Raw genomic sequence first — 20,664 nt, forward strand, 5'->3', positions numbered from 1 at the left:
GGCGCGTGCCCTGCCGGGTTTTCGGCGGCTGGCCGGCGTTCTTGAGCGACCGGGCCACGCCGCCCGTCAATGGTGCCACGGCGGGGCCCCCGTGCGGGGGCGGGCTCAGCCCGGGCGCCCATCCGGGCGGGGCTGCCCGTACCAGCGCAGCAGCCGCAGTCCCCAAGGCCCGACCGCCAGCAGCCACAGCCCGGCGGTGGCGGCGGTCAGGCCGCCCACCCAGGCCGCTGGCGCCACCGCCGCGGCGATGCGCAGCAGCGTCGCCAGCTGCAGCAGCAGGAAGGCGGACCAGGACAGGCGATCGGCCACCAGCGCGCGGCCGCCGTGGCCACAGGCCACCCGCGTGACCATGGCCAGCATGAGCGAGCCCAGGAACCCCATGGTGGTGGCGTGCAGCGCCGCCAGCGGCGCCACGGGCGCGCCGCCGATCCACGCCCAGATCTGCCCGAGGCCGTCGATCGACAGCCCCAGGCCCAGCCAGACGAAGCCCAGGTGGAGCATCGCCAGCAGCCGGACCGCCAGGCTTTGCACCAGGCCCCACACGAAGGCCAGCCACAGCAGCACGAAGCCGGCCACCAGCAGCGCGAAGCCCTCGAAGGCGCCCCAGGCGGTGGCGTCCAGGCCCGCCCAGGTGAGCCAGGGCCCCAGGGTCTTGAGTGCCACCGTGGCGACCAGGACATACAACACCCACATCGGCCGCCACAGCCGCACCAGCGGCAGGGCGCTGGAGGTGAAGAAGGGCACCATGCGGTGCACGACCGTCACGTAGACCAGCGCCACGAAGCCCCACAGCCCGGTGTGCAGCCAACGCCGCGCGGCCTCGGGATCGTCGTGTCCCACGCCCCAGGCCAGGCCCAGCAGCGTGAGCGCGCCCACGGCCCAGCCCAGCGCGACCAGCCGGGCGTGCACGGTGTCGTCGGCGTCGCTGGCGCGCAGCAGCCCCAGGAAGCGCGCGCCGGCCAGCGCCTGCCCGGCGGCGGCCAGCAGCAAGGCCAGCACCGCCAGCCGGGCCGACAGATGGACACCGAGCAGCCACAACGGCCAGGCCAGGGCCTGCAGCGCCACCGCGGGCAGCACGGCGCGCGCCGCGGGCCCGTCCACGCCCAGCCACTTGGGGCCGGCCGTGAACAGGAAGCCGGTGAAGAACAGCGGCATGAAGCCGTGCACCATGAGCGCGCCATGCCCCAGGCTGGGCGACACCGTCAGCGGCCCCGCCGGCAGCCAGCCGAGCCGGGCGCACTGCACCCACAGCCACCACAGCGAGCCCAGCACCAGCACCGCGGTGGCGCCAGCGAAGGCCAGCCGGTGCGGCGCCCGCATCAGGTGGACGGGGCGCCAGCGCAGGGCGGCCGGTTCGAGCGGTGCCGGCCGGGCGGCGGCCAGGGGGATGGGGCGGGGAGCGTGTGCCATGGCGGGGCGCGGTCAAGACAGGGAAGGGGCCGGCCGTGCGGGCCGGCCGACCAGGACACTGTGCCGCCGACGGGTGCGCTCCACCATCCTTCCGTGGAAGGTGCCCCGCGCCCACCATCCTCCGGAAGAACGATGGCCCGGCCACGACCCCGGCGGTGCGTGGACAGCGCGCGGGGCCGGGCCGACAATGCCGAGGCACCCTTTGCTGTCACCATGCCCTTCGTCGCCCGAGCCTGGCCGCACCAGCTCTCCACCAAGTTCGTGCTCATCGGCCTGGCGCTGCTGCTGCTGGCGCTGCTGTCCATCGGCCTGACGATGTGGGTCACGCGCCAGATCGAAGGCGGCGCGGCCGCAGTCAACGAGGCCGGGCGCCTGCGCATGCAGGCCTGGCGCCTGGCCAGCGCCTGGCAGGGCGGGCGCGATCCCGCCCAGGTGCCCCTGCTCGTGGCCGAGGTCGACCGCACGCTGGCGCTGCTCGACCAGGGCGACCCGCAGCGCCCGCTGGCCGTGCCGTGGAGCGAGGCCAGCCGAGGGCATTTCGCCGATATCCAGGGACGGTGGGAGGCCCTGCGTCCGCTGTGGACCGCCCCGGGCGACGCCGGGCGCGAGGCCACGGCGCTCACGGCGCTCACGGCGCGCATCGACGGCCTGGTCGAACGCATCGACGCCCTGGTGCGCGCCATGGAATCCACCATGGCGCGCTACACGGCGGTGCTCAACCTGTTCCAGTTCGTCATGATGGCCATGGCGGTGGCCGCGGCCGTGGTCTCGCTCTATGTGGGCCAGCTGTTCGTGATCCACCCCCTCAAGCGGCTGCGGGCCGGCCTGCGCCAGATCGAGGCGGGCGACTTCACCGCACGCGTGGAGGTGGACTCGCACCAGGAGTTCGCCGAGCTGGCGGCCGGGTTCAACCACATGGCGCAGACCCTGCAGGGGCTGTACCACGGCCTGGAGCGGCAGGTGCAGGCCAAGACGCGCGACCTCGAGGCCAAGCGCGCGCGCCTGGCGGCGCTGTACGAAGTGAGCTCGCTCATCGTCAACGCGCGCACGCTCGATGAACTGGCGCGCGGCTTCGCGCGCAAGCTGCGCGCCGTGAGCGGCGCCGACGCGGTGGCCATCCGCTGGAGCGACGAGGGCTCGCGGCGCTACTTCATGCTCGCCAGCGACTGCCTGCCCCAGCAGCTGGTGGAAGACGAGCGCTGCCTGGAGGCCGGCGAGTGCGCCTGCGGCCAGCCCGCGGCCACGGCGCGCACGCGCGTGATCCCCATCGCCACCGCCGAGGACCGGCGCCTGGGCGGTTGCGCGCAGGAGGGCTACGTCTGCCTGATCGGCATACCCATTCGTCACCAGGCGTACCTGCTGGGCGAAGTGAACCTGTTCTACCGCCATGAAGCCCTGCTGGGCGAGGACGACCGCGGCCTGTACGACGCGCTGGCGGGCCACCTGGCCAATGCGGCCGAGAACCTGCGCGTGCAGGCCCTGCTGCGCGAAGCCGCGGTGAGCGAGGAGCGCGGCCTGCTCGCGCGCGAGCTGCACGACTCCATCGCGCAGGCGCTGTCCTTCCTGAAGATCCAGGTCGCCTTGCTCAAGGCCGCCGTGCAGCGGGGCGACGAGGCCGCGGTGCCGGCCATCATCGAGGAGATCGAGGCCGGTGTGCGCGAGAGCACCAACGACGTGCGCGAACTGCTGGTGCACTTCCGGACCCGCACGCCCGATGGCGACATCGAGGACGCGCTGCGCACCACGCTGCGCAAGTTCGAACTGCAAAGCGGCCTGAACGCGCGCCTAGACCTGCAGGGCCATGGCGTGGCCCTGCCGCCGGACACCCAGCTCCAGGTGTTGCATGTGGTTCAGGAGGCGCTGTCCAACGTGCGCAAGCACGCCGGCGCGAGCGAGGTGTCGGTGGGCGTGCAGCGCGGACCGCGCTGGCGCTTCACCGTGCGCGACAACGGCCAGGGTTTCTCGACCGACGGCGCGCGCGACGCCGACACCCACGTGGGCCTGCACATCATGCGAGAGCGCGCCCAGCGCATCGGCGCGCGGGTCGAGGTCCAATCCCGCCCCGGCAGCGGAACCGAGGTGTCGCTCGACGTGCCCGCCCCCGCCGCGGATCTGCCCGCCATGCCATGAGCGAGCCGGTCATTCGCCTTCTCGTGGTCGATGACCACCAGCTGTTCCGCCGCGGCCTGATGGCCCTGCTGGCGCAGGAGCCCGGCTTTTCGGTGGTCGGCGAGGCCGGCGACGCCACCGCGGCGATGGGCCTGGCGGCCCGTCTGCGGCCCGACCTGGTGCTGCTCGACAACCACATGCCCGGCGTCACCGGCGTCGACGCGATCGCCGCGCTCAAGACCGCCGCGCCCGAGGCGCGCGTGCTCATGCTCACCGTGAGCGAGAACGAAAGCGACCTCGCGCGCGGCTTGCGCGCGGGCGCCGACGGCTACCTGCTCAAGACCATCGACACGGCCGACCTCGCGGCCTCCATCCGGCGGGTGTTCGAGGGCGATTCGGTCATCAGTCCCGAGATGATGGGCAAGCTGGTGGGCCTGCTGCGGCGCGGGCCGGCGCAGCACGAGGCGGGCGCGCCAGCGCCCGCGCCGCTGGAGCCGCCGCCGTCCGACCCGATCCACTCCCTCTCGCCGCGCGAGCGCGAAATCCTGCGCCTGATCGCGCGCGGCGACAGCAACAAGCACATCGCGCGCGCCCTCGACATCGCCGAGACCACGGTGAAGATCCATGTGCAGCACATCCTGCGCAAGCTCGAACTGAGCAACCGCGTGCACGCGGCGGTGTACGCCACCGAGCGCGGACTGCTGGCCTGAACCGCTTCAGGGCGCGGCAATGCCTCGTCGCGCGCGCATGGCGGCGCCGATGCGCGCGAGCGCGGCGCCATCGAGCAGCCGCTCGGCCATCGGCAGCAGCTCGGCCTCTTCGCGCTCGATGTGCCGCTCATACGCGGCGATGAACGCCTCGGCCATGGCCTGCGACAGCGCCGCGCCGTCGCCGCCGCGCACGCCCTCCAGCCCGGCCTCCAGGGGCCGCCACAGGTTCTCGAGCGCGCGGTGCTCCAGCGCCAGCGCCTGCGTGAGCCGCAGCACCGCGTCGCGTTCGGCGTCGTGCGCCGCGTCCCGCAGCGCCGGAAACAGGTCGGCCTCCTCGTCCGCATGGTGGTGCGGCGCGGCCTGGCGGAAGTAGCGCAGAACGGCCTCGGCCGCTTCCACGGCGCCGCGGTCCGCGCCGTGGCGCGGCAGGTGCCCGCACAGGCGCCGCAGCGTCTCGCACTGCGCCTGCACGCGGCCGTGGCAAGCCGACAGCATTTCCAGCGGCACTTCGGTGGTGGCGGTGTCCCGGGCCTGACCGGGCAGGGCGATGCGCATGACCATGGCGCATCCTAGGCCCGCGGGGCCGCTGTGGACCGGGCATAGCTCTTTGGGAGGATGCCAGGGTCCTTCTTCCGGGAGGCCGCCATCGCTCATGCGCAGGATGTTGCGAACGCCGCGGCGCCAGCACAGTGACCGGCATGGTCAAGGGAGCGATCTCATGAACGGCGACACCGCAAAAACCCGCCAAGCCTGGTCCGTGCTGATCGTGAGCACCTGGGCCTTCACCGTGTGCTTCATGGTCTGGATGATGTTCGGCGTGATCGGCATCCCGATCCGGCAGATGCTGAACCTCAACGCCACGCAGTTCGGCCTGCTCACGGCCACGCCGGTGCTCACGGGCTCGCTGGTGCGCGTGCCGCTGGGCATCTGGACCGACCGCTACGGCGGGCGCATCGTCATGACGCTGTTGATGGCGGCCACCGTGCCCGCCATCTGGCTCATGGCCTACGCCACGCAGTTCTGGCACTTCCTGGTCATCGGCCTGTTCGTGGGCCTGGCCGGCGGCTCATTCTCGGTCGGCACGCCCTACGTGGCGCGCTGGTTCCCCAAGCAGCGGCAGGGCATGGCCATGGGGGTGTACGGCGCCGGCAACAGCGGCTCGGCGGTCAACAAGTTCGTGGCGCCGGTCATTCTGGTGGCCTTCGGCTGGCAGATGGTGCCGCAGGTGTATGCGGCCATCATGGCGGGCACCGTGCTGCTGTTCTGGCTGTTCAGCCACAGCGACCCGGCGCACCTCGTGCCCAACCAGGTGGGCTTTGCGCAGCAGCTCAAGGCGCTCAAGGACCCCCGGGTCCTCAAGTACTGCCAGTACTACAGCATCGTCTTCGGCGGCTATGTGGCGCTGGCGCTGTGGATGGTGCAGTACTACATCGGCGAGTACGGCCTGGACATCCGCCTGGCCGCGCTGCTGGCGGCCTGCTTCTCGCTGCCCGGCGGCGTGCTGCGCGCGGTCGGCGGCGTGCTCAGCGACCGGTACGGCGCCCACAAGGTCACCTGGTGGGTGCTGTGGGTGAGCTGGGTCTGCCTGTTCCTGCTGAGCTACCCGAAGACGCAGTTCACCGTCAGCGCCGTCGACGGCCCGCGCACCTTCTACATCGGCCTCAACGTCTATGCCTTCACCGCGCTGATGGCCGTGCTGGGCGTCGCCTTCGCCTTCGGCAAGGCCAGCGTCTTCAAGTACATCGCCGACGACTACCCCACCAACATCGGCGCCATCAGCGGCATCGTCGGCCTGGCCGGCGGTCTGGGCGGCTTCGTGCTGCCCATCCTGTTCGGCCTGCTGCTCGACCTCACCGGCATCCGTTCCAGCGCCTTCATGCTGCTCTATGGGGTGGTGTGGGTGTCGCTGATCTGGATGTACTGGACCGAGGTGCGCCGCACCGACGTCCTGCGCGGCGCGGGGCCCGCCGAACCGTCGCCCGCGCACTGAGCGCCCCTGCAGGAGAAGCCCATGAGCAGCAACACCCGGGCGACGGCCTCCACCGGCCGCGTCCTCACCATCTGGACACCCGAAGACAAGGCCTTCTGGGAACGCGAAGGCGAAGCCATCGCCAAGATCAACCTGTGGATCAGCGTGCCCGCGCTGTTCCTGGCCTTCGCCATCTGGCAGGTCTGGAGCGTGGTCGCCGTCAGCCTGCCGGCGCTGGGCTTCAACTACTCGACCGACCAGCTGTTCTGGCTGGCGGCGGCGCCGGCCCTGTCGGGCGCCACGCTGCGCATCTTCTATTCCTTCATGGTGCCCATCTTCGGCGGGCGCCGCTGGACGGCCATCTCCACCGCCCTGCTGCTGATCCCCGCGATCGGCATCGGCGTCGCGGTGCAGGACAACACCACGCCCTACGCCACCATGCTGGTGCTGGCCCTGCTGTGCGGCTTCGGCGGCGGCAACTTCAGTTCCAGCATGGCCAACATCAGCTTCTTCTTTCCCAAGGAGCGCAAGGGCTCGGCATTGGGCGTGAACGCCGGCCTGGGCAACCTGGGCGTGTCGGTGGTGCAGTTCCTCAGCCCGCTGGTGGTGACGGCGGGCATCTTCGGCATCTTCGGCGGCGAGGCCCAAACCATCGTGAAGAACAACGCCACGGTGCAGGTCTGGACGCAGAACGCGGCCTTCATCTGGGTGCCCTGGATCGCGCTGGCCTCGCTGGCGGCCTGGTTCGGCATGAACGACATCGCCGATGCCAAGGCCTCCTTTGCCGCGCAGGCCGCGATCTTCCGGCGCAAGCACAACTGGCTGATGTGCGTGCTCTACCTGGGCACCTTCGGCTCCTTCATCGGCTATGCCGCCGGCTTTCCGCTGCTGATCAAGAGCCAGTTCCCCGGCGTCAACCCGCTGGCCTACGCCTGGCTCGGCCCGCTGGTGGGCGCCCTGGTGCGGCCGTTCGGCGGCTGGCTGGCCGACAAGCTGGGTGGCGCGCGCGTGAGCTTCTGGAACTTCGTGGTGATGGCCCTGGCCGTGGGCGGGGTGCTGCTGTTCCTGCCCAAGCAGGGCGCCGGTGGCCACTTCGCGGGCTTCTTCCTCATGTTCCTGGTGCTCTTCCTCACCACCGGCATCGGCAACGGCTCCACCTTCCGCATGATCCCGGTGATCTTCCTGAACCAGGCGCTCAAGGGCGTGGACCCGCGCGATGCCGAAGCCGTGGCGCGCGCCACGCGCGAAGGCAACACCGAGGGCGCGGCCGCGCTGGGCTTCACCGCCGCCATGGCCGCCTACGGCGGCTTCTTCATCCCCAAGAGCTACGGCACCTCGATCACCCTCACCGGCGGACCCGAGGCCGCGCTCTACCTGTTCATCGTCTTCTATCTGCTGTGCATCGCGATCACCTGGTGGCAGTACAGCCGCCGCAACGCGCCCATGCCCTGCTGATGCCCCGGGAACCAAGGAGTCCGACATGAGCCATTTCCTCGACCGCCTGATGCATTTCAAGCTGCCGCGCGAGTCCTTCGCCGGCGGGCATGGGCAGGTCACCAACGAAGACCGCACCTGGGAGGACGCCTACCGCAACCGCTGGGCGCACGACAAGATCGTGCGCAGCACGCACGGCGTGAACTGCACCGGCAGCTGTTCCTGGAAGATCTACGTCAAGGGCGGCATCGTCACCTGGGAGACGCAGCAGACCGACTACCCGCGCACGCGCTGGGACATGCCCAACCACGAGCCTCGCGGCTGCGCGCGCGGGGCTTCCTACTCCTGGTACCTCTACAGCGCCAACCGCGTGAAGTACCCCATGGTGCGCGGGCGGCTGCTGCAGCGCTGGCGCGCCGCGCTGGCGGTGGCCAAGGACCCGGTGGCCGCCTGGGCCTCCATCGTCGAGAACCCCGAGGCGCGGCGCGATTACCAGCAGGTGCGCGGCATGGGTGGTTTCGTGCGCAGCAGCTGGGACGAGGTGAACCAGCTCGTGGCCGCGGCCAACGTCTACACCATCCGGCGGCACGGGCCCGACCGCATCATCGGTTTCTCGCCCATCCCGGCCATGAGCATGGTCAGCTACGCCGCGGGCTCGCGCTACCTCTCGCTCATCGGCGGCGTGTGCATGAGCTTCTACGACTGGTACTGCGACCTGCCGCCGGCGAGCCCGCAGGTCTGGGGCGAACAGACCGACGTGCCCGAATCGGCCGACTGGTACAACAGCTCGTACATCATCGCCTGGGGCTCCAACGTGCCGCAGACGCGCACGCCCGACGCGCACTTCTTCACCGAGGTGCGCTACAAGGGCGCCAAGACGGTGGCCGTCACACCCGACTACTCCGAGGTCGCCAAGCTCGCCGACCTCTGGTTGCACCCCAAGCAGGGCACGGACGCGGCGCTGGCCATGGCCATGGGCCACGTGGTACTCAAGCGCTTCTACTTTCCCGAGAACGGCCCCCGATCGAGCTACTTCGACCACTACGCGCGCCGCTACACCGACCTGCCCATGCTGGTGGTGCTCAAGGACAAGACCCTGCCCGACGGCCGCGTGGTGCAGGTGCCCGACCGCTACCTGCGCGCCAGCGACTTCAACGGGCGCCTGGGCCAGAAGAACCACCCGGAATGGAAGACCGTGGCCTTCGATGCCGATGGCCGCGCCGTGCTGCCGCAGGGCAGCATCGGCTTTCGCTGGGGCCCCGAGGGCCGGGACGACGCCGGCCGCTGGAACCTGGAGAACAAGGAGGCGCGCCATGGCGCCGAGGTCCGCCTGAAGCTCTCGGTGCTGGAAGACGGCGAGCAGGCGCATGAGGTGGTCGACGTGGGCTTTCCCTACTTCGGCGGCCAGGCCTCGCCGCATTTCGCGGGCAATGACTCGGCCGGGGCGGTGAACCTGGCGCGCGTGCCCGCCGTGCGCCTGCGCTTGGGCAAGGCCGGTGAAGAGCGCCACGCGCTCGTGGCCACCGTGTTCGATCTGCAGGCCGCGCAGTACGGCATCGACAGGGGCCTGGGCAGCGGCGCCGCGTCGTTCGACGAGGACGCGCCCTACACGCCGGCCTGGCAGGAGCGCATCACCGGCGTGCCGCGCGAGCAGGTGATCACCGTGGCCACGCAGTTCGCCGACAACGCCGACAAGACCCAGGGCAAGTCCATGGTCATCATCGGCGCGGCCATGAACCACTGGTACCACGCCGACATGAACTACCGCGGCGTGATCAACCTGCTCATGATGTGCGGCTGCATCGGCCAGAGCGGGGGTGGCTGGGCGCACTACGTGGGCCAGGAGAAACTGCGCCCGCAGACCGGTTGGACCGCGCTGGCCTTCGCGCTCGACTGGATTCGCCCGCCGCGCCAGCAGAACAGCACCAGCTTCTTCTACGCCCACACCGACCAGTGGCGCTACGAAAAACTCGACCTCGGGGAGATCGTGAGTCCCCTCGCCGATAAGGCCGCCTGGGGCGGCAGCATGATCGACTACAACGTGCGCGCCGAGCGCATGGGCTGGCTGCCCAGCGCGCCGCAGCTCAAGACCAACCCCCTGCAGGTGGTGGCCGACGCCACCGCCGCGGGCATGGACCCCAAGGACTACGTCGTCAAGGCGCTCAAGGACGGCACGTTGGAGATGAGCTGCGAGGACCCGGACGCGCCGCAGAACTGGCCGCGCAATCTTTTCGTGTGGCGCTCCAACCTGCTGGGCTCCAGCGGCAAGGGCCACGAGTACTTCTGCCGCCACCTGCTGGGCACGCAGCACGGCGTGCAGGGCGCCGACCTGGGCCCAGACGACGCGAAGCCCACCGAGGTGCGCTGGCACGACACCGCCCCCGAGGGCAAGCTCGACCTGCTGGTCACGCTCGACTTCCGCATGAGCACCACCTGCCTGTACAGCGACGTCGTGCTGCCCACCGCGAGCTGGTACGAGAAGAACGACCTCAACACCAGCGACATGCACCCCTTCATCCACCCGCTGTCGGCCGCGGTGGACCCGGTGTGGCAAAGCCGCAGCGACTGGGAGATCTACAAGGGCTTCGCCAAAGCCTTCAGCGAGGTCTGTGTGGGCCACCTCGGCGTGGAGAAGGAGGTGGTGCTCACGCCGCTGATGCACGACAGCCCGGCCGAGCTGGCCCAGCCCTTCGAGGTGAAGGAGTGGAAGAAGGGCGAGTGCGATCTCGTTCCCGGCAAGACCGCGCCGCAGATCGCCGTGGTCGAGCGCGACTACCCCAACGTGTTCAAGCGCTTCACCGCGCTGGGGCCGCTCATGAACCAGCTGGGCAATGGCGGCAAGGGGATCGGCTGGAAAACCGAGCAGGAGGTCACGCAGCTCGGCCAGCTCAACGGCTCCACCGACGAGCCGGGGGCCACGCACGGCCTGCCGCGCATCGTCAGCGACATCGACGCCTGCGAGGTGATCCTTCAGCTCGCGCCCGAGACCAACGGCCATGTGGCCGTCAAGGCCTGGGAGGCGCTGGGCAAGGCCACCGGGCGGGATCACCGGCACCTGGCGCTGTACCGCGAGGACGAGAAGATCCGTTTCCGCGACATCCAGGCGCAGCCGCGCAAGATCATCAGCTCGCCGACCTGGAGCGGCATCGAGAGCGAGACCGTGTCCTACAACGCGGGCTACACCAACGTGCACGAACTGATCCCCTGGCGCACGCTCACCGGGCGCCAGCAGTTCTACCAGGACCACCCCTGGATGATCGCCTTCGGCGAGGGCTTCAGCAGCTACCGCCCGCCAGTGGACCTCAAGACCACCGACGCGGTGCAGGGCCGCCAGCCCAACGGCCACACCGAGATCGTGCTGAACTTCATCACGCCGCACCAGAAGTGGGGCATCCACAGCACCTACAGCGACAACCTGATCATGCTCACGCTCAACCGCGGGGGCACGGTGATCTGGCTCAGCGAGACCGACGCGCAACGCGCCGGCATCGTGGACAACGACTGGGTCGAGCTGTTCAACGTGAATGGCGCGGTGGCCGCGCGCGCGGTGGTCAGCCAGCGCGTCAACCCCGGCATGGTGATGATGTACCACTCGCAGGAGAAGATCATCAACACGCCGGGCTCGGAGATCACCGGCGTGCGCGGCGGCATCCACAACTCGGTCACGCGCATCGTGCTCAAGCCCACGCACATGATCGGTGGTTACGCGCAGTTGAGCTACGGCTTCAACTACTACGGCACCATCGGCACCAACCGCGACGAGTTCGTGGTGGTGCGCAAGATGCGCCGGGTGGACTGGCTCGACACGCCGCGCGACGATCACCTGGCCCGCGCCTATCAGGCCCAGGGCGAGAACCCCTGAACGCGGCGGGAGCACCACATGGCTTTGCCCCACGCCGCCGCCGCCGAGGTGATCGCCGCCGGCCCTCTGGGCCCGGCGCTCGCCGCGTCCTCGTCGCGCACCCTGGTGCGCGACCGTGGCCTGCAGATCTTCCGGCTGGTGCTCACGGCCGGCCAGGTGCTCGCGCCGCATCGCGTGCGCGACCGCATGGTCATCCAGTGCCTGGAAGGCCGCCTCGAGTTCGATGCCATGGGTCGCCGGCTCGTGCTGGGCGCGGGCGACCTGTGCCACATACCTCCCGACGAAGAGCACGCCGTGCGCGCCATCGAGGCCTGCTCGGCCCTGGTGACGCTGTTCGGCGTCGACACCCACGAATCCCCCGCCCCAGGAGAACAAGCATGAAAGTGCGCGCACAGATCGGCATGGTGCTGAACCTGGACAAGTGCATCGGCTGCCACACCTGCTCCGTCACTTGCAAGAACGTCTGGACCACGCGGCCCGGCGCCGAGTACGCCTGGTTCAACAACGTGGAGACCAAGCCCGGCATCGGCTACCCCAAGGAATGGGAGAACCAGGACCGCTGGAAGGGCGGCTGGGTGCGCCGCGCCGACGGCGGCCTCGAGCCGCGCCAGGGCGGCCGGTGGTCGCTGCTGATGAAGATCTTCGCCAACCCGAACCTGCCGCAGATCGACGACTACTACGAGCCCTACACCTTCGACTACGACCACCTGCAGTCCGCGCCCGAGATGCGGCACGCGCCGACGGCGCGGCCGCGCTCGCTCATCACCGGCCAGCGCATGGAGAAGATCGAGTGGGGCCCCAACTGGGAAGAGATCCTCGGCGGCGAGTTCGCCAAGCGCAGCAAGGACCCCAACTTCGACGGCTTCCTCGACGCGCAGAAGGCCATGGTGGGTGAGTTCGAGAACACCTTCATGATGTACCTGCCGCGCCTGTGCGAGCACTGCCTGAATCCCGCCTGTGTCGCCTCTTGCCCCTCGGGCTCGATCTACAAGCGCGAGGAAGACGGCATCGTGCTGATCGACCAGGACAAGTGCCGCGGCTGGCGCATGTGCGTGAGCGGCTGTCCGTACAAGAAGATCTACTACAACTGGAAGAGCGGCAAGGCCGAGAAGTGCACCTTCTGCTATCCGCGCATCGAGGCCGGCCAGCCCACGGTGTGCAGCGAGACCTGCGTGGGCCGCATCCGCTACCTCGGCGTCCTGCTCTACGACGCCGACCGCATCGCCGAAGCGGCCAGCGCCGAGCAGGAGATCGATCTCTACCGCTCGCAGCTCGACATCTTTCTCGATCCGAACGACCCCGCCGTGATCGAGCAGGCGCGCGCCGACGGCATTCCCGAGGCCTGGCTGGAGGCGGCGCGCCACAGCCCGGTGTACCAGATGGCCGTGCGCTGGCAGGTGGCCCTGCCGCTGCACCCCGAGTACCGCACCCTGCCCATGGTCTGGTACGTGCCGCCGCTGTCGCCCATCACGGCCGCCGCCAACGCGGGCCAGCTGGGCATCAACGGGGAGATCCCCGACGTCTCGCAGCTGCGCATCCCCCTCAAGTACCTGGCCAACCTGCTCACGGCCGGCGACACGCAACCCGTGGCGCGCGCGCTCGAGCGGCTGCTGGCCCTGCGCGCCTACCAGCGCAGCAAGCACGTGGAGGGGGTGCTCAACCAGAGCGTGCTCGACCAGGTGGGTCTCACGGTGGCGCAGGTGGAGGCCATGTACCGCGTGATGGCCATCGCCAACTACGAGGACCGTTTCGTCATCCCCAGCACGCACCGCGAGTACGCGGAGAACGCCTTCAACGTCAAGGGCGGCTGCGGCTTCAGCTTCGGCAACGGCTGCAGCGAGGGCGTGACCGAGACCAGCCTGTTCGGCAGCGAGAAGCGCCGCACGATTCCCATCCAGGCGGAGATCTGACATGAAGAACCCTTTCGCGCCCGCACCCGCGGCCCCGCGCAGCTTGCGCGTTCTGGCCCGCTTGCTGAGCTACCCCGACGAGGCCTTGCGCGCCCACGCCGCCGACATGGCCCAGGCGCTGGCCGGCGAGGGCGCGCTCGCCGTGGCGCGCCGCGGCGAGCTTGAGCTGCTGCTGGCGCGCCTGGCGCGCCGCCCCGCGCTGGCGGTGGAGGCCGAATTCGTGGAGCTGTTCGACCGTGGCCGCAGCACCTCGCTGCACCTGTTCGAACACGTGCACGGCGATTCGCGCGACCGCGGACCGGCCATGATCGATCTGATCCGCACCTACGAGCAGGCCGGCCTGCTGCTGCGCGAGGACGAGCTGCCCGACCACCTGAGCGTATTGCTCGAGTACGCGTCCACCCAGCCGCCGGCGCAGGCGCGCGAGCTGCTGGCCGAGACGGCCCATATCCTGCGCGCCCTCTTCAGCGCCTTGCTCAAGAAAGGCAGCCCCTACGCCAGCGTGCTGGCCGCCGTGCTCGAGCTCGCGGGCGAGCGCGCCGAGCCGGTGGCCGTGCCCGAGGACGAGCCGCTCGACCGGACCTGGGAAGAGCCGCCGGTCTTCGACGGCTGCTCCACCGCCGGCCAGGCCCGCCCCGGCGCGGCGCAAGCCGTTCGTTTCGTGCGGTCCGCCACCCAAGGAGTGCAGCCGTGAACACCTTGCACAACATCCTGTTCAGCGTCTATCCCTACATCTGCCTGTCAGTCTTTCTCATGGGCAGCCTGGCGCGCTTCGACCGCGACCAGTACACGTGGAAGAGCGATTCCTCGCAACTGCTGCGCGCCGGGCAGCTGCGCTGGGGCAGCAACCTCTTCCACGCCGGCATCCTGTTCCTGTTCTTTGGCCACGCCGTGGGCCTGCTCACGCCGCACTGGGTCTACGAACCCTTCATCTCGCCGGCGCACAAGCAGATGCTGGCGGTGGTGGCCGGCGGCGTGGCTGGCGCGGTCTGCTTCGTGGGCCTCACGCTGCTGCTGCACCGGCGCATCTTCGATCCGCGCATCCGCCTCACCAGCCACCGCACCGACCTGTTCATCCTGGTCATCCTGTGGGTTCAGCTGGTGCTGGGCTTGATCACGCTGCCGTTCTCCCTCGGCCACAGCGACGGCAGCGTGATGCTGGTGCTGTCCGACTGGGCGCAGCGCATCGTCACCTTGCGCCCCGACGCGAGCGGCCTGCTGAACCTGGCCTGGCCCTACAAGGTGCACCTGGTGCTCGGCATGACCATCTTCCTGCTGTTCCCGTTCTCGCGCCTGGTGCACGTGTGGAGCGGCTTCGCCACCGTGGCCTACCTGCTGCGCCCCTACCAGGTGGTGCGCAGCCGGCGCCTCGGATTGCCTACCCGACAGGAGCGCTGAGCCATGACCGGACACGAACCCAGCGGCTGCGGCAGCGGACACTGCGGCTGCGCCGCGAACGCCGGCGCCCCGGCGGCGGCCAGCACCGAAACCCCCAGCGTCAACGGCGTCCGGCTGGTCGGCCCGGGCGAACGCCTGGCGCCCGACGAGTTGCGCGAGCGCGCCCACACCGAGCTGCTGCGCCAGGCCGCGGTGCGGCGGGGCCGTCTGCCCGCGCAGGATGTGCACACTGCGCCGCCACTCAACGCGGACCAGCGCGCCGCCATCGAAGCCATGCTCGACGATGAGGTGACGGTCCCCGTGCCCGACGCCGAGTCCTGCCGGCGCCACTACGAGGCGCACCGCCAACGCTACCTGGTGGGCCAGGCCCGCCACGTGCGCCACATCCTGTTCGCCGTCACGCCGGGGGTGGACGTGCACCGCCTGGCCCAGCGCGCCGAGGCCGCGCTGCTGGAACTCACGCGCAAGGACGCCGAGCCCGGCCGGTTCGAGGCCCTCGCGCGCGAGCTGTCCAACTGCCCGAGCGGAGCCCAGGGTGGCGACCTGGGCTGGATCGCCCCCGAGGATTGCGCGCCCGAGCTGGCCAACGAGCTCTTTCACCTGCGCGACAGCGCCTGGGGCATGGGCGTGCACCCGCGCCTGGTGCACTCGCGCCATGGCCTGCACATCGTCGAGGTGCTGGGTCGGCGCAATGGCACGCTGCCGCCCTTCGAGGCCATCGCCGATCGCATCGCCGACGAGTTGGCGCTGCAGGCGCGCGCCGTGGCCTGGCGCCAGTACATGCAGATCCTGGTGGGCGAGGCGACGCTGCGCGGCATCGCGCTCGACGGCGCGGGCTCGCCGCTGGTGCAATGAGCGCCCGGGCCGGCGCGGCGGCGGGGCCCGGGTGGCTGCCGATCGGGCCGACGTGCGCCGCGCCGTGGAAGCGGGTACCCTGCGGCTTCACGCAGCCATGGGGCGTGTGCCCACGCCCGAGGACACCCACACCATGAACAGAGAACCCGCCGCGCGCGAGCTGTTGCCCCAGCTGGACCCCCAGCCCATCAGCGAAGAGGTGCTGCGCGAAAAATACCTCAAGGATGGCGAAAGCACGCGCGAGCAGCTGTTCGCCCGCGTGGCGCGCGCCCTGGCCAGCGTGGAAGCGCCCGAGCTGCGCGCCGGGTTCGAGGCGCGCTTCCTGGCGCACCTGCGCCAAGGCGGCATCGGCGCCGGGCGCATCATGAGCGCGGCCGGCACCGAGCTGCAGGCCACGCTCATCAACTGCTTCGTGCAGCCGGTGGGCGATTCCATCCAGGGCCGCGACGAGGCCGGCTACCCGGGCATCTACGAGGCGCTGCGCGAATCCGCCGAGACCATGCGCCGCGGTGGCGGCGTGGGCTACGACTTCTCGCGCATCCGCCCGCGCGGTGCGCGCGTGAAGGTCACGGCCTCGGTCGCCTCCGGGCCGTGCAGCTACATCAACGTCTTCGACCAGTCCTGCGCCACGGTGGAAAGCGCGGGCGCGCGGCGCGGCGCGCAGATGGGGGTGCTGCGCATCGACCACCCCGACGTGCGCGAATTCATCACCGCCAAGCGCACGCCCGGGCGCTGGAACAACTTCAACGTCTCGGTGGCCGTGCCCGACGCCTTCATGGACGCGGTGCTGGCCGACGCGCCCTGGGACCTGGTGCACCGCGCGCAGCCCGGCCCCGACCAGCTCGCCCGCGGCGCACGCCAGCGCGACGACGGCCTGTGGGTCTATGAGACCGTGCGCGCCCGCGAGCTGTGGGACGTGATCATGCGCTCCGCCTACGACTTCGCCGAGCCCGGCATCCTGTTCATCGATGCCATCGGGCGCGACAACAACCTGCGCGCGATCGAGAACATCGAGGCGACCAACCCGTGCGTGACGGCCGATACCTGGGTCATGACCGAAGACGGGCCGCGCACCGTGGGCGAGCTCGTGGGCAGGGACTTTCATGCCCTGGTCGATGGCCGCAGCTACGCGGTGAGCGGTGCGGGTTTCTTCGCCACCGGGCGCAAGCCCGTGTGGCGCCTGCGCACGCGCGAGGGCCATGCGCTGCGCCTGACCGCTGACCACCGCGTGCGCCGTGTGGCGCGCCGCACGCGCTACGGCATGGCGCTGGACTGGACCGAGGCGGCCCAGCTCCAGACCGGCGACGAGATCGTGCTCCACAACCACCGCGCCTGGCGGGGTTGGGCCGGTGCCGGCACGCGCGAAGAAGGCTACCTGCTGGGCCTGTTGATCGGCGACGGCACGCTCAAGGCCGACAAGGCCACCCTGTCGGTCTGGGCGCCCGAGCTGCGCGTCGTCGGGCAGGACACCCTGTCCTTCGCGGCCACAGGTGCCGCTGGCATCGTTCAGGCGGCCGAGGCCGCCGCGGCCACGCTCGCCCACCGGGCCGATTTCGGCGGATTCCAGCGGCCCATCGCTGGCCGGGGCGAAGCGCGCCTGTCCAGCGTTCCCCTGCGCGACCTGGCCTTTTCGCTGGGCATGGCCCCGGGCCAGAAATCCATCACGGCGGCCATGGAGCGGCGCTCCTCCGATTTCAGCGAAGGTCTGCTCGGCGGCCTGTTCGACGCGGACGGCAGCGTGCTCGGCTCACAGGACAAGGGGGTGAGCGTGCGCCTGTCACAAAGCAGCGAGACGCTGCTGCAGGCGGTTCAGCGCATGCTGCTCCGCCTGGGCATGGCCTCCACGGTGTACCGCGAGCGGCGGCCTGCCGGCCTGCGCCGCCTGCCGGACGGCCGCGGCGGCGCGGCCGAGTACGCCACGGCGGCACAACATGAGCTGGTGATCAGCGGCGACAACCTGCTGGTGTTTGCCGAGCGCATCGGCTTTCGGGACACCGACAAGGCGGCCCGTCTGGAGCAGGCGCTGGGCGCCTATCGGCGCACGCCCAACCGCGAACGCTTCGTGGCCACGGTCGAATCGCTCCAGGCGGATGGCGAGGAGGTGGTATACGACGCGACGGTGGACGACGTGCACGCCTTCGACGCCAACGGGCTGGTGGTGCACAACTGCGGTGAGCAGCCCCTGCCGCCCTACGGTTGCTGCGACCTTGGCCCCGTCATCCTCACGGGCTTCGTGCGCCACCCCTTCGGCGTGGGCGGCGACCCGGTCTTCGACTTCGATGCCTTCGAGCGCACCGTGGCCCTGCAGGTGCGCGCGCTGGACAACGTGCTCGACCTCACCTATTGGCCACTGCCTGAGCAACGCGCCGAGGCGCAGGCCAAGCGGCGCATCGGCGTGGGCTTCACCGGCCTGGGCGACGCGCTCATCCTGCTCAAGCTGCGCTACGACAGCGAGCCCGGCGTGGCCATGGCCGCGCGCATCGCCGAGCGCATGCGCGACGCGGCCTACCGCGCCTCGGTGGAGCTGGCCAAGGAGAAGGGCGCCTTTCCCAAGCTGGACGTGAACAGCTACCTGGCCAGCGGCACCTTCGCCAGCCGCCTGCCGGCCGATATCCAGCAGGGCATCCGCGCGCACGGCATCCGCAACAGCCACCTGCTGTCCATTGCACCCACCGGCACGGTGAGCCTGGCCTTTGCCGACAACGCCTCCAACGGCATCGAGCCCGCCTTCTCCTGGACCTACACGCGCAAGAAGCGCGAGGCCGACGGCGGCACGCGCGAGCACGAGGTCAGCGACCACGCCTGGCGCCTGTGGCGCGCGCTCGGGGGCGAGACGCAGGCCTTGCCGCCGTACTTCGTGTCGGCGCTGGAGATGGGCGTGGATGGTCACCTGGGCATGATGGCCGCGGTCCAGCCCTTCATCGACACCTCGATCTCGAAGACCGTCAACGTCCCCGCGGACTACCCCTTCGATGACTTCAAGGACCTGTACCTCAAGGCCTGGAGCGGCGGCTTGAAGGGCCTGGCCACCTACCGGCCCAACGATATCCTGGGCGCCGTGCTGTCCGTGCCGGGCGCGGTCGAGGCCGAGGCGTCCGTGGCGCCGTCGCCCGGCGACCCCATGCGCAGCGTGATCGAGCAGCGCCCGCTGGGCGCGCTCGACGCCGTGGCCGAGAAGATCGAGTACTGGACGCAGGAGGGCCACCACACCACCTACATCGTGGTGTCCTTCCTGCCCGTGCCGGCGGCCGAGGGGCCGGGCACGCAGTCGCGCGCCATCGAGTTTTTCATGCCGGTGGGCCAGCGCGCCGAGTCGCAGCAGTGGATCACCGCCAGCATGCGGCTGCTGTCGCTGGCCGCGCGCGGCGGCTTCCTGGAGCGCGCGCTGCGCGACATGCGCAAGGTGGCCTGGGACCGCGGTCCCGTGCGCCTGGGCACGCGCACACGCGAGGACGGCGCGGTGATCCCCATGTGGCACGACTCCGAGGTGGCGGCGCTGGCCTTCGCGGTGCAGAACATCCTGGAGCGCCGCCGGGGCGTGGTGGGCGCGGCGTCTGTCGCCACGCCCGCCGCCGCGCCCTCGGCGGTGGCGCTGTCGGTGCCGGGCCAGATGGCCGGCCGCAAGTGCCCCGAGTGCGGCGCCCACGCCATGATCCGCAAGGACGGCTGCGACCACTGCACGGCCTGCGGCTACGTGGGCTCCTGTGGCTGAGTGCGACCCGCGCGCGCATGGCCTGTGGGCGGCCTCGGCACCGCCCGCGCCCGAGGCACCGCCCCTGCAGGGGCACCGCTCGGTGGACGTGGCCATCGTCGGCGCCGGCTACACCGGCTTGTCGGCCGCGCTGCACCTGGCCGAGGGCGGGGCTTCGGCGCTGGTGCTGGAGGCCATGGACATCGGCCACGGCGGATCGGGTCGCAACGTGGGCCTGGTGAATGCGGGCCTGTGGGTCATGCCCGAGGCGCTGCCCGAGCGCCTGGGCCCCGTGTACGGCCCGCGCCTGCTGCAGCGCCTGGGCGAAGGGCCTTCGGTGGTGTTCGATCTGATCGCGCGCCACGGCATCGCCTGCGAGGCGGTGCGCCAGGGCACGCTGCACTGTGCAGTGGGAGCTTCGGGCTGGCGCGAACTGGGCGAACGCGCGCGCCAGTGGGGGGCGCTCGGGGCACCGGTGGAGCTGCTGGACGCGCCCGCCGCCGCGCGGCTCACCGGCACCCACGCCTACCGCGGCGCCTTGCTCGACCGGCGCGCCGGCACCCTGCAGCCCCTGGCCTACGCGCGCGGCCTGGCGCGCGCCGCGCTCGCGGCCGGCGCCTCGCTGCACGCGCGCTCGCCGCTGGCCTCGCTGCGGGACGAGGGCGCGCGCTGGTGCTTGAGCACCGCGCAGGGCGCCACGGTGCACGCGCGCTGGGTGCTGGTGGCCAGCAACGCCTACAGCGCACCCGATGGTCCCTGGCCCGCGCTCGACGGCGAGCTGGTGCGCTTCCCGTACTTCAACCTAGCGACGCGTCCGCTGGGCGAGCGCGAACGCGCCGCCATCCTGCCGCAGCGCCAGGGCGCCTGGGACACGGCCATGGTGCTCTCCTCGTTCCGGCTGGACGCCGCGGGGCGGCTGGTCTTCGGCAGTGTGGGTGCCCTGCGCGGCGCGGGCCGCGCCATCCACACCGGCTGGGGCCGGCGCTCGCTCGCGCGCCTCTTCCCGGCCTTGCGTGGTGTCGAGGTGGAGCACGAGTGGTACGGCCAGATCGGCATGACGGGCGACGCGCTGCCGCGCCTGCACCGCCTCGCGCGCGACACCTGGTCCTTCAGCGGCTACAACGGCCGGGGCATCGCGCCGGGCACGGTGTTCGGCCGCGAATTCGCGCGCCTGGTGCTGGGGCAGCTGGGCGAGGCCGACATGGCCCTGCCCGTGACGCCGCCACGCGCCGCGCCGCTGCGCGCCGCGCGCGAGGCCTTCTACGAATTCGGCGCGCGCGCCGCGCACCTGGCGCGGGCGCGCTGGTGAATCGGGC

14 protein-coding genes are annotated in these 20,664 nt (G+C 71.0%); 12 read left to right on the forward strand and 2 right to left on the reverse strand.

Annotated features, from left to right (window positions below):
• Positions 1-105: 105 nt before the first annotated feature.
• Positions 106-1,410 carry an NnrS family protein gene (locus JNX00_RS06520; RefSeq protein WP_239478266.1) on the reverse strand — a complete coding sequence of 435 codons (1,305 nt, stop codon included), beginning with the start codon at positions 1,408-1,410 and terminating at the stop codon, positions 106-108.
• Positions 1,411-1,623: 213 nt separating this feature from the next.
• Between JNX00_RS06520 and JNX00_RS06525 the strand changes: the two genes are divergently transcribed.
• Both JNX00_RS06525 and JNX00_RS06530 read left to right on the forward strand, forming a co-directional pair.
• The gene (locus JNX00_RS06525) at positions 1,624-3,540 is read left to right on the forward strand and encodes a type IV pili methyl-accepting chemotaxis transducer N-terminal domain-containing protein (protein ID WP_204744441.1); all 1,917 of its coding nucleotides are present in this window, start codon (positions 1,624-1,626) and stop codon (positions 3,538-3,540) included.
• Positions 3,537-4,229: a response regulator transcription factor gene (locus JNX00_RS06530; protein WP_070398845.1), complete on the forward strand. Its 693-nt coding sequence runs from the start codon at positions 3,537-3,539 to the stop codon at positions 4,227-4,229. The genes JNX00_RS06525 and JNX00_RS06530 overlap by 4 nt, the downstream gene beginning before the upstream one ends.
• A 6-nt stretch (positions 4,230-4,235) precedes the next feature.
• Here the strand turns inward: JNX00_RS06530 and JNX00_RS06535 are convergent, their stop codons facing one another.
• Positions 4,236-4,790, reverse strand: a complete 555-nt coding sequence (locus JNX00_RS06535; RefSeq protein ID WP_083293133.1) for a hemerythrin domain-containing protein — start codon at positions 4,788-4,790, stop codon at positions 4,236-4,238.
• Between the two features lie 157 nt (positions 4,791-4,947).
• Here JNX00_RS06535 and JNX00_RS06540 point away from each other — a divergent pair, with 157 nt between their 5' ends.
• From JNX00_RS06540 to JNX00_RS06585, 10 genes are all read left to right on the forward strand, one after another.
• A complete protein-coding gene (locus JNX00_RS06540) occupies positions 4,948-6,219 on the forward strand; it encodes a nitrate/nitrite transporter (protein WP_204744442.1) in 1,272 nt (423 codons plus the stop codon).
• A gap of 21 nt (positions 6,220-6,240) precedes the next feature.
• On the forward strand, positions 6,241-7,653 hold the full coding sequence (locus tag JNX00_RS06545; RefSeq protein ID WP_204744443.1) for a NarK family nitrate/nitrite MFS transporter: 1,413 nt from the start codon (positions 6,241-6,243) through the stop codon (positions 7,651-7,653).
• Between the two features lie 25 nt (positions 7,654-7,678).
• On the forward strand, positions 7,679-11,494 hold the full coding sequence (locus tag JNX00_RS06550; RefSeq protein WP_204744444.1) for a nitrate reductase subunit alpha: 3,816 nt from the start codon (positions 7,679-7,681) through the stop codon (positions 11,492-11,494).
• 18 nt (positions 11,495-11,512) lie between these two features.
• Positions 11,513-11,875: a cupin domain-containing protein gene (locus JNX00_RS06555; protein WP_070398841.1), complete on the forward strand. Its 363-nt coding sequence runs from the start codon at positions 11,513-11,515 to the stop codon at positions 11,873-11,875.
• Positions 11,872-13,404: a nitrate reductase subunit beta gene (narH, locus tag JNX00_RS06560; protein ID WP_204744445.1), complete on the forward strand. Its 1,533-nt coding sequence runs from the start codon at positions 11,872-11,874 to the stop codon at positions 13,402-13,404. Before JNX00_RS06555 ends, narH begins: the two co-directional genes overlap by 4 nt.
• A gap of 1 nt (position 13,405) precedes the next feature.
• Positions 13,406-14,098, forward strand: a complete 693-nt coding sequence (gene narJ, locus JNX00_RS06565; protein WP_204744446.1) for a nitrate reductase molybdenum cofactor assembly chaperone — start codon at positions 13,406-13,408, stop codon at positions 14,096-14,098.
• Positions 14,095-14,802 carry a respiratory nitrate reductase subunit gamma gene (narI, locus tag JNX00_RS06570; RefSeq protein ID WP_070398838.1) on the forward strand — a complete coding sequence of 236 codons (708 nt, stop codon included), beginning with the start codon at positions 14,095-14,097 and terminating at the stop codon, positions 14,800-14,802. The genes narJ and narI overlap by 4 nt, the downstream gene beginning before the upstream one ends.
• A gap of 3 nt (positions 14,803-14,805) precedes the next feature.
• Positions 14,806-15,657 carry a peptidylprolyl isomerase gene (locus JNX00_RS06575; RefSeq protein ID WP_083293132.1) on the forward strand — a complete coding sequence of 284 codons (852 nt, stop codon included), beginning with the start codon at positions 14,806-14,808 and terminating at the stop codon, positions 15,655-15,657.
• A gap of 133 nt (positions 15,658-15,790) precedes the next feature.
• A complete protein-coding gene (locus JNX00_RS06580; RefSeq protein WP_070399204.1) occupies positions 15,791-19,369 on the forward strand; it encodes an LAGLIDADG family homing endonuclease in 3,579 nt (1,192 codons plus the stop codon).
• Complete coding sequence (locus tag JNX00_RS06585; RefSeq protein ID WP_204744447.1) at positions 19,362-20,657, forward strand: FAD-binding oxidoreductase; 1,296 nt, start codon at positions 19,362-19,364, stop codon at positions 20,655-20,657. The genes JNX00_RS06580 and JNX00_RS06585 overlap by 8 nt, the downstream gene beginning before the upstream one ends.
• Positions 20,658-20,664 lie beyond the last annotated feature (7 nt).

Source organism: Hydrogenophaga sp. YM1 (assembly GCF_016903055.1).
Lineage (GTDB): Bacteria > Pseudomonadota > Gammaproteobacteria > Burkholderiales > Burkholderiaceae_C > Hydrogenophaga > Hydrogenophaga borbori.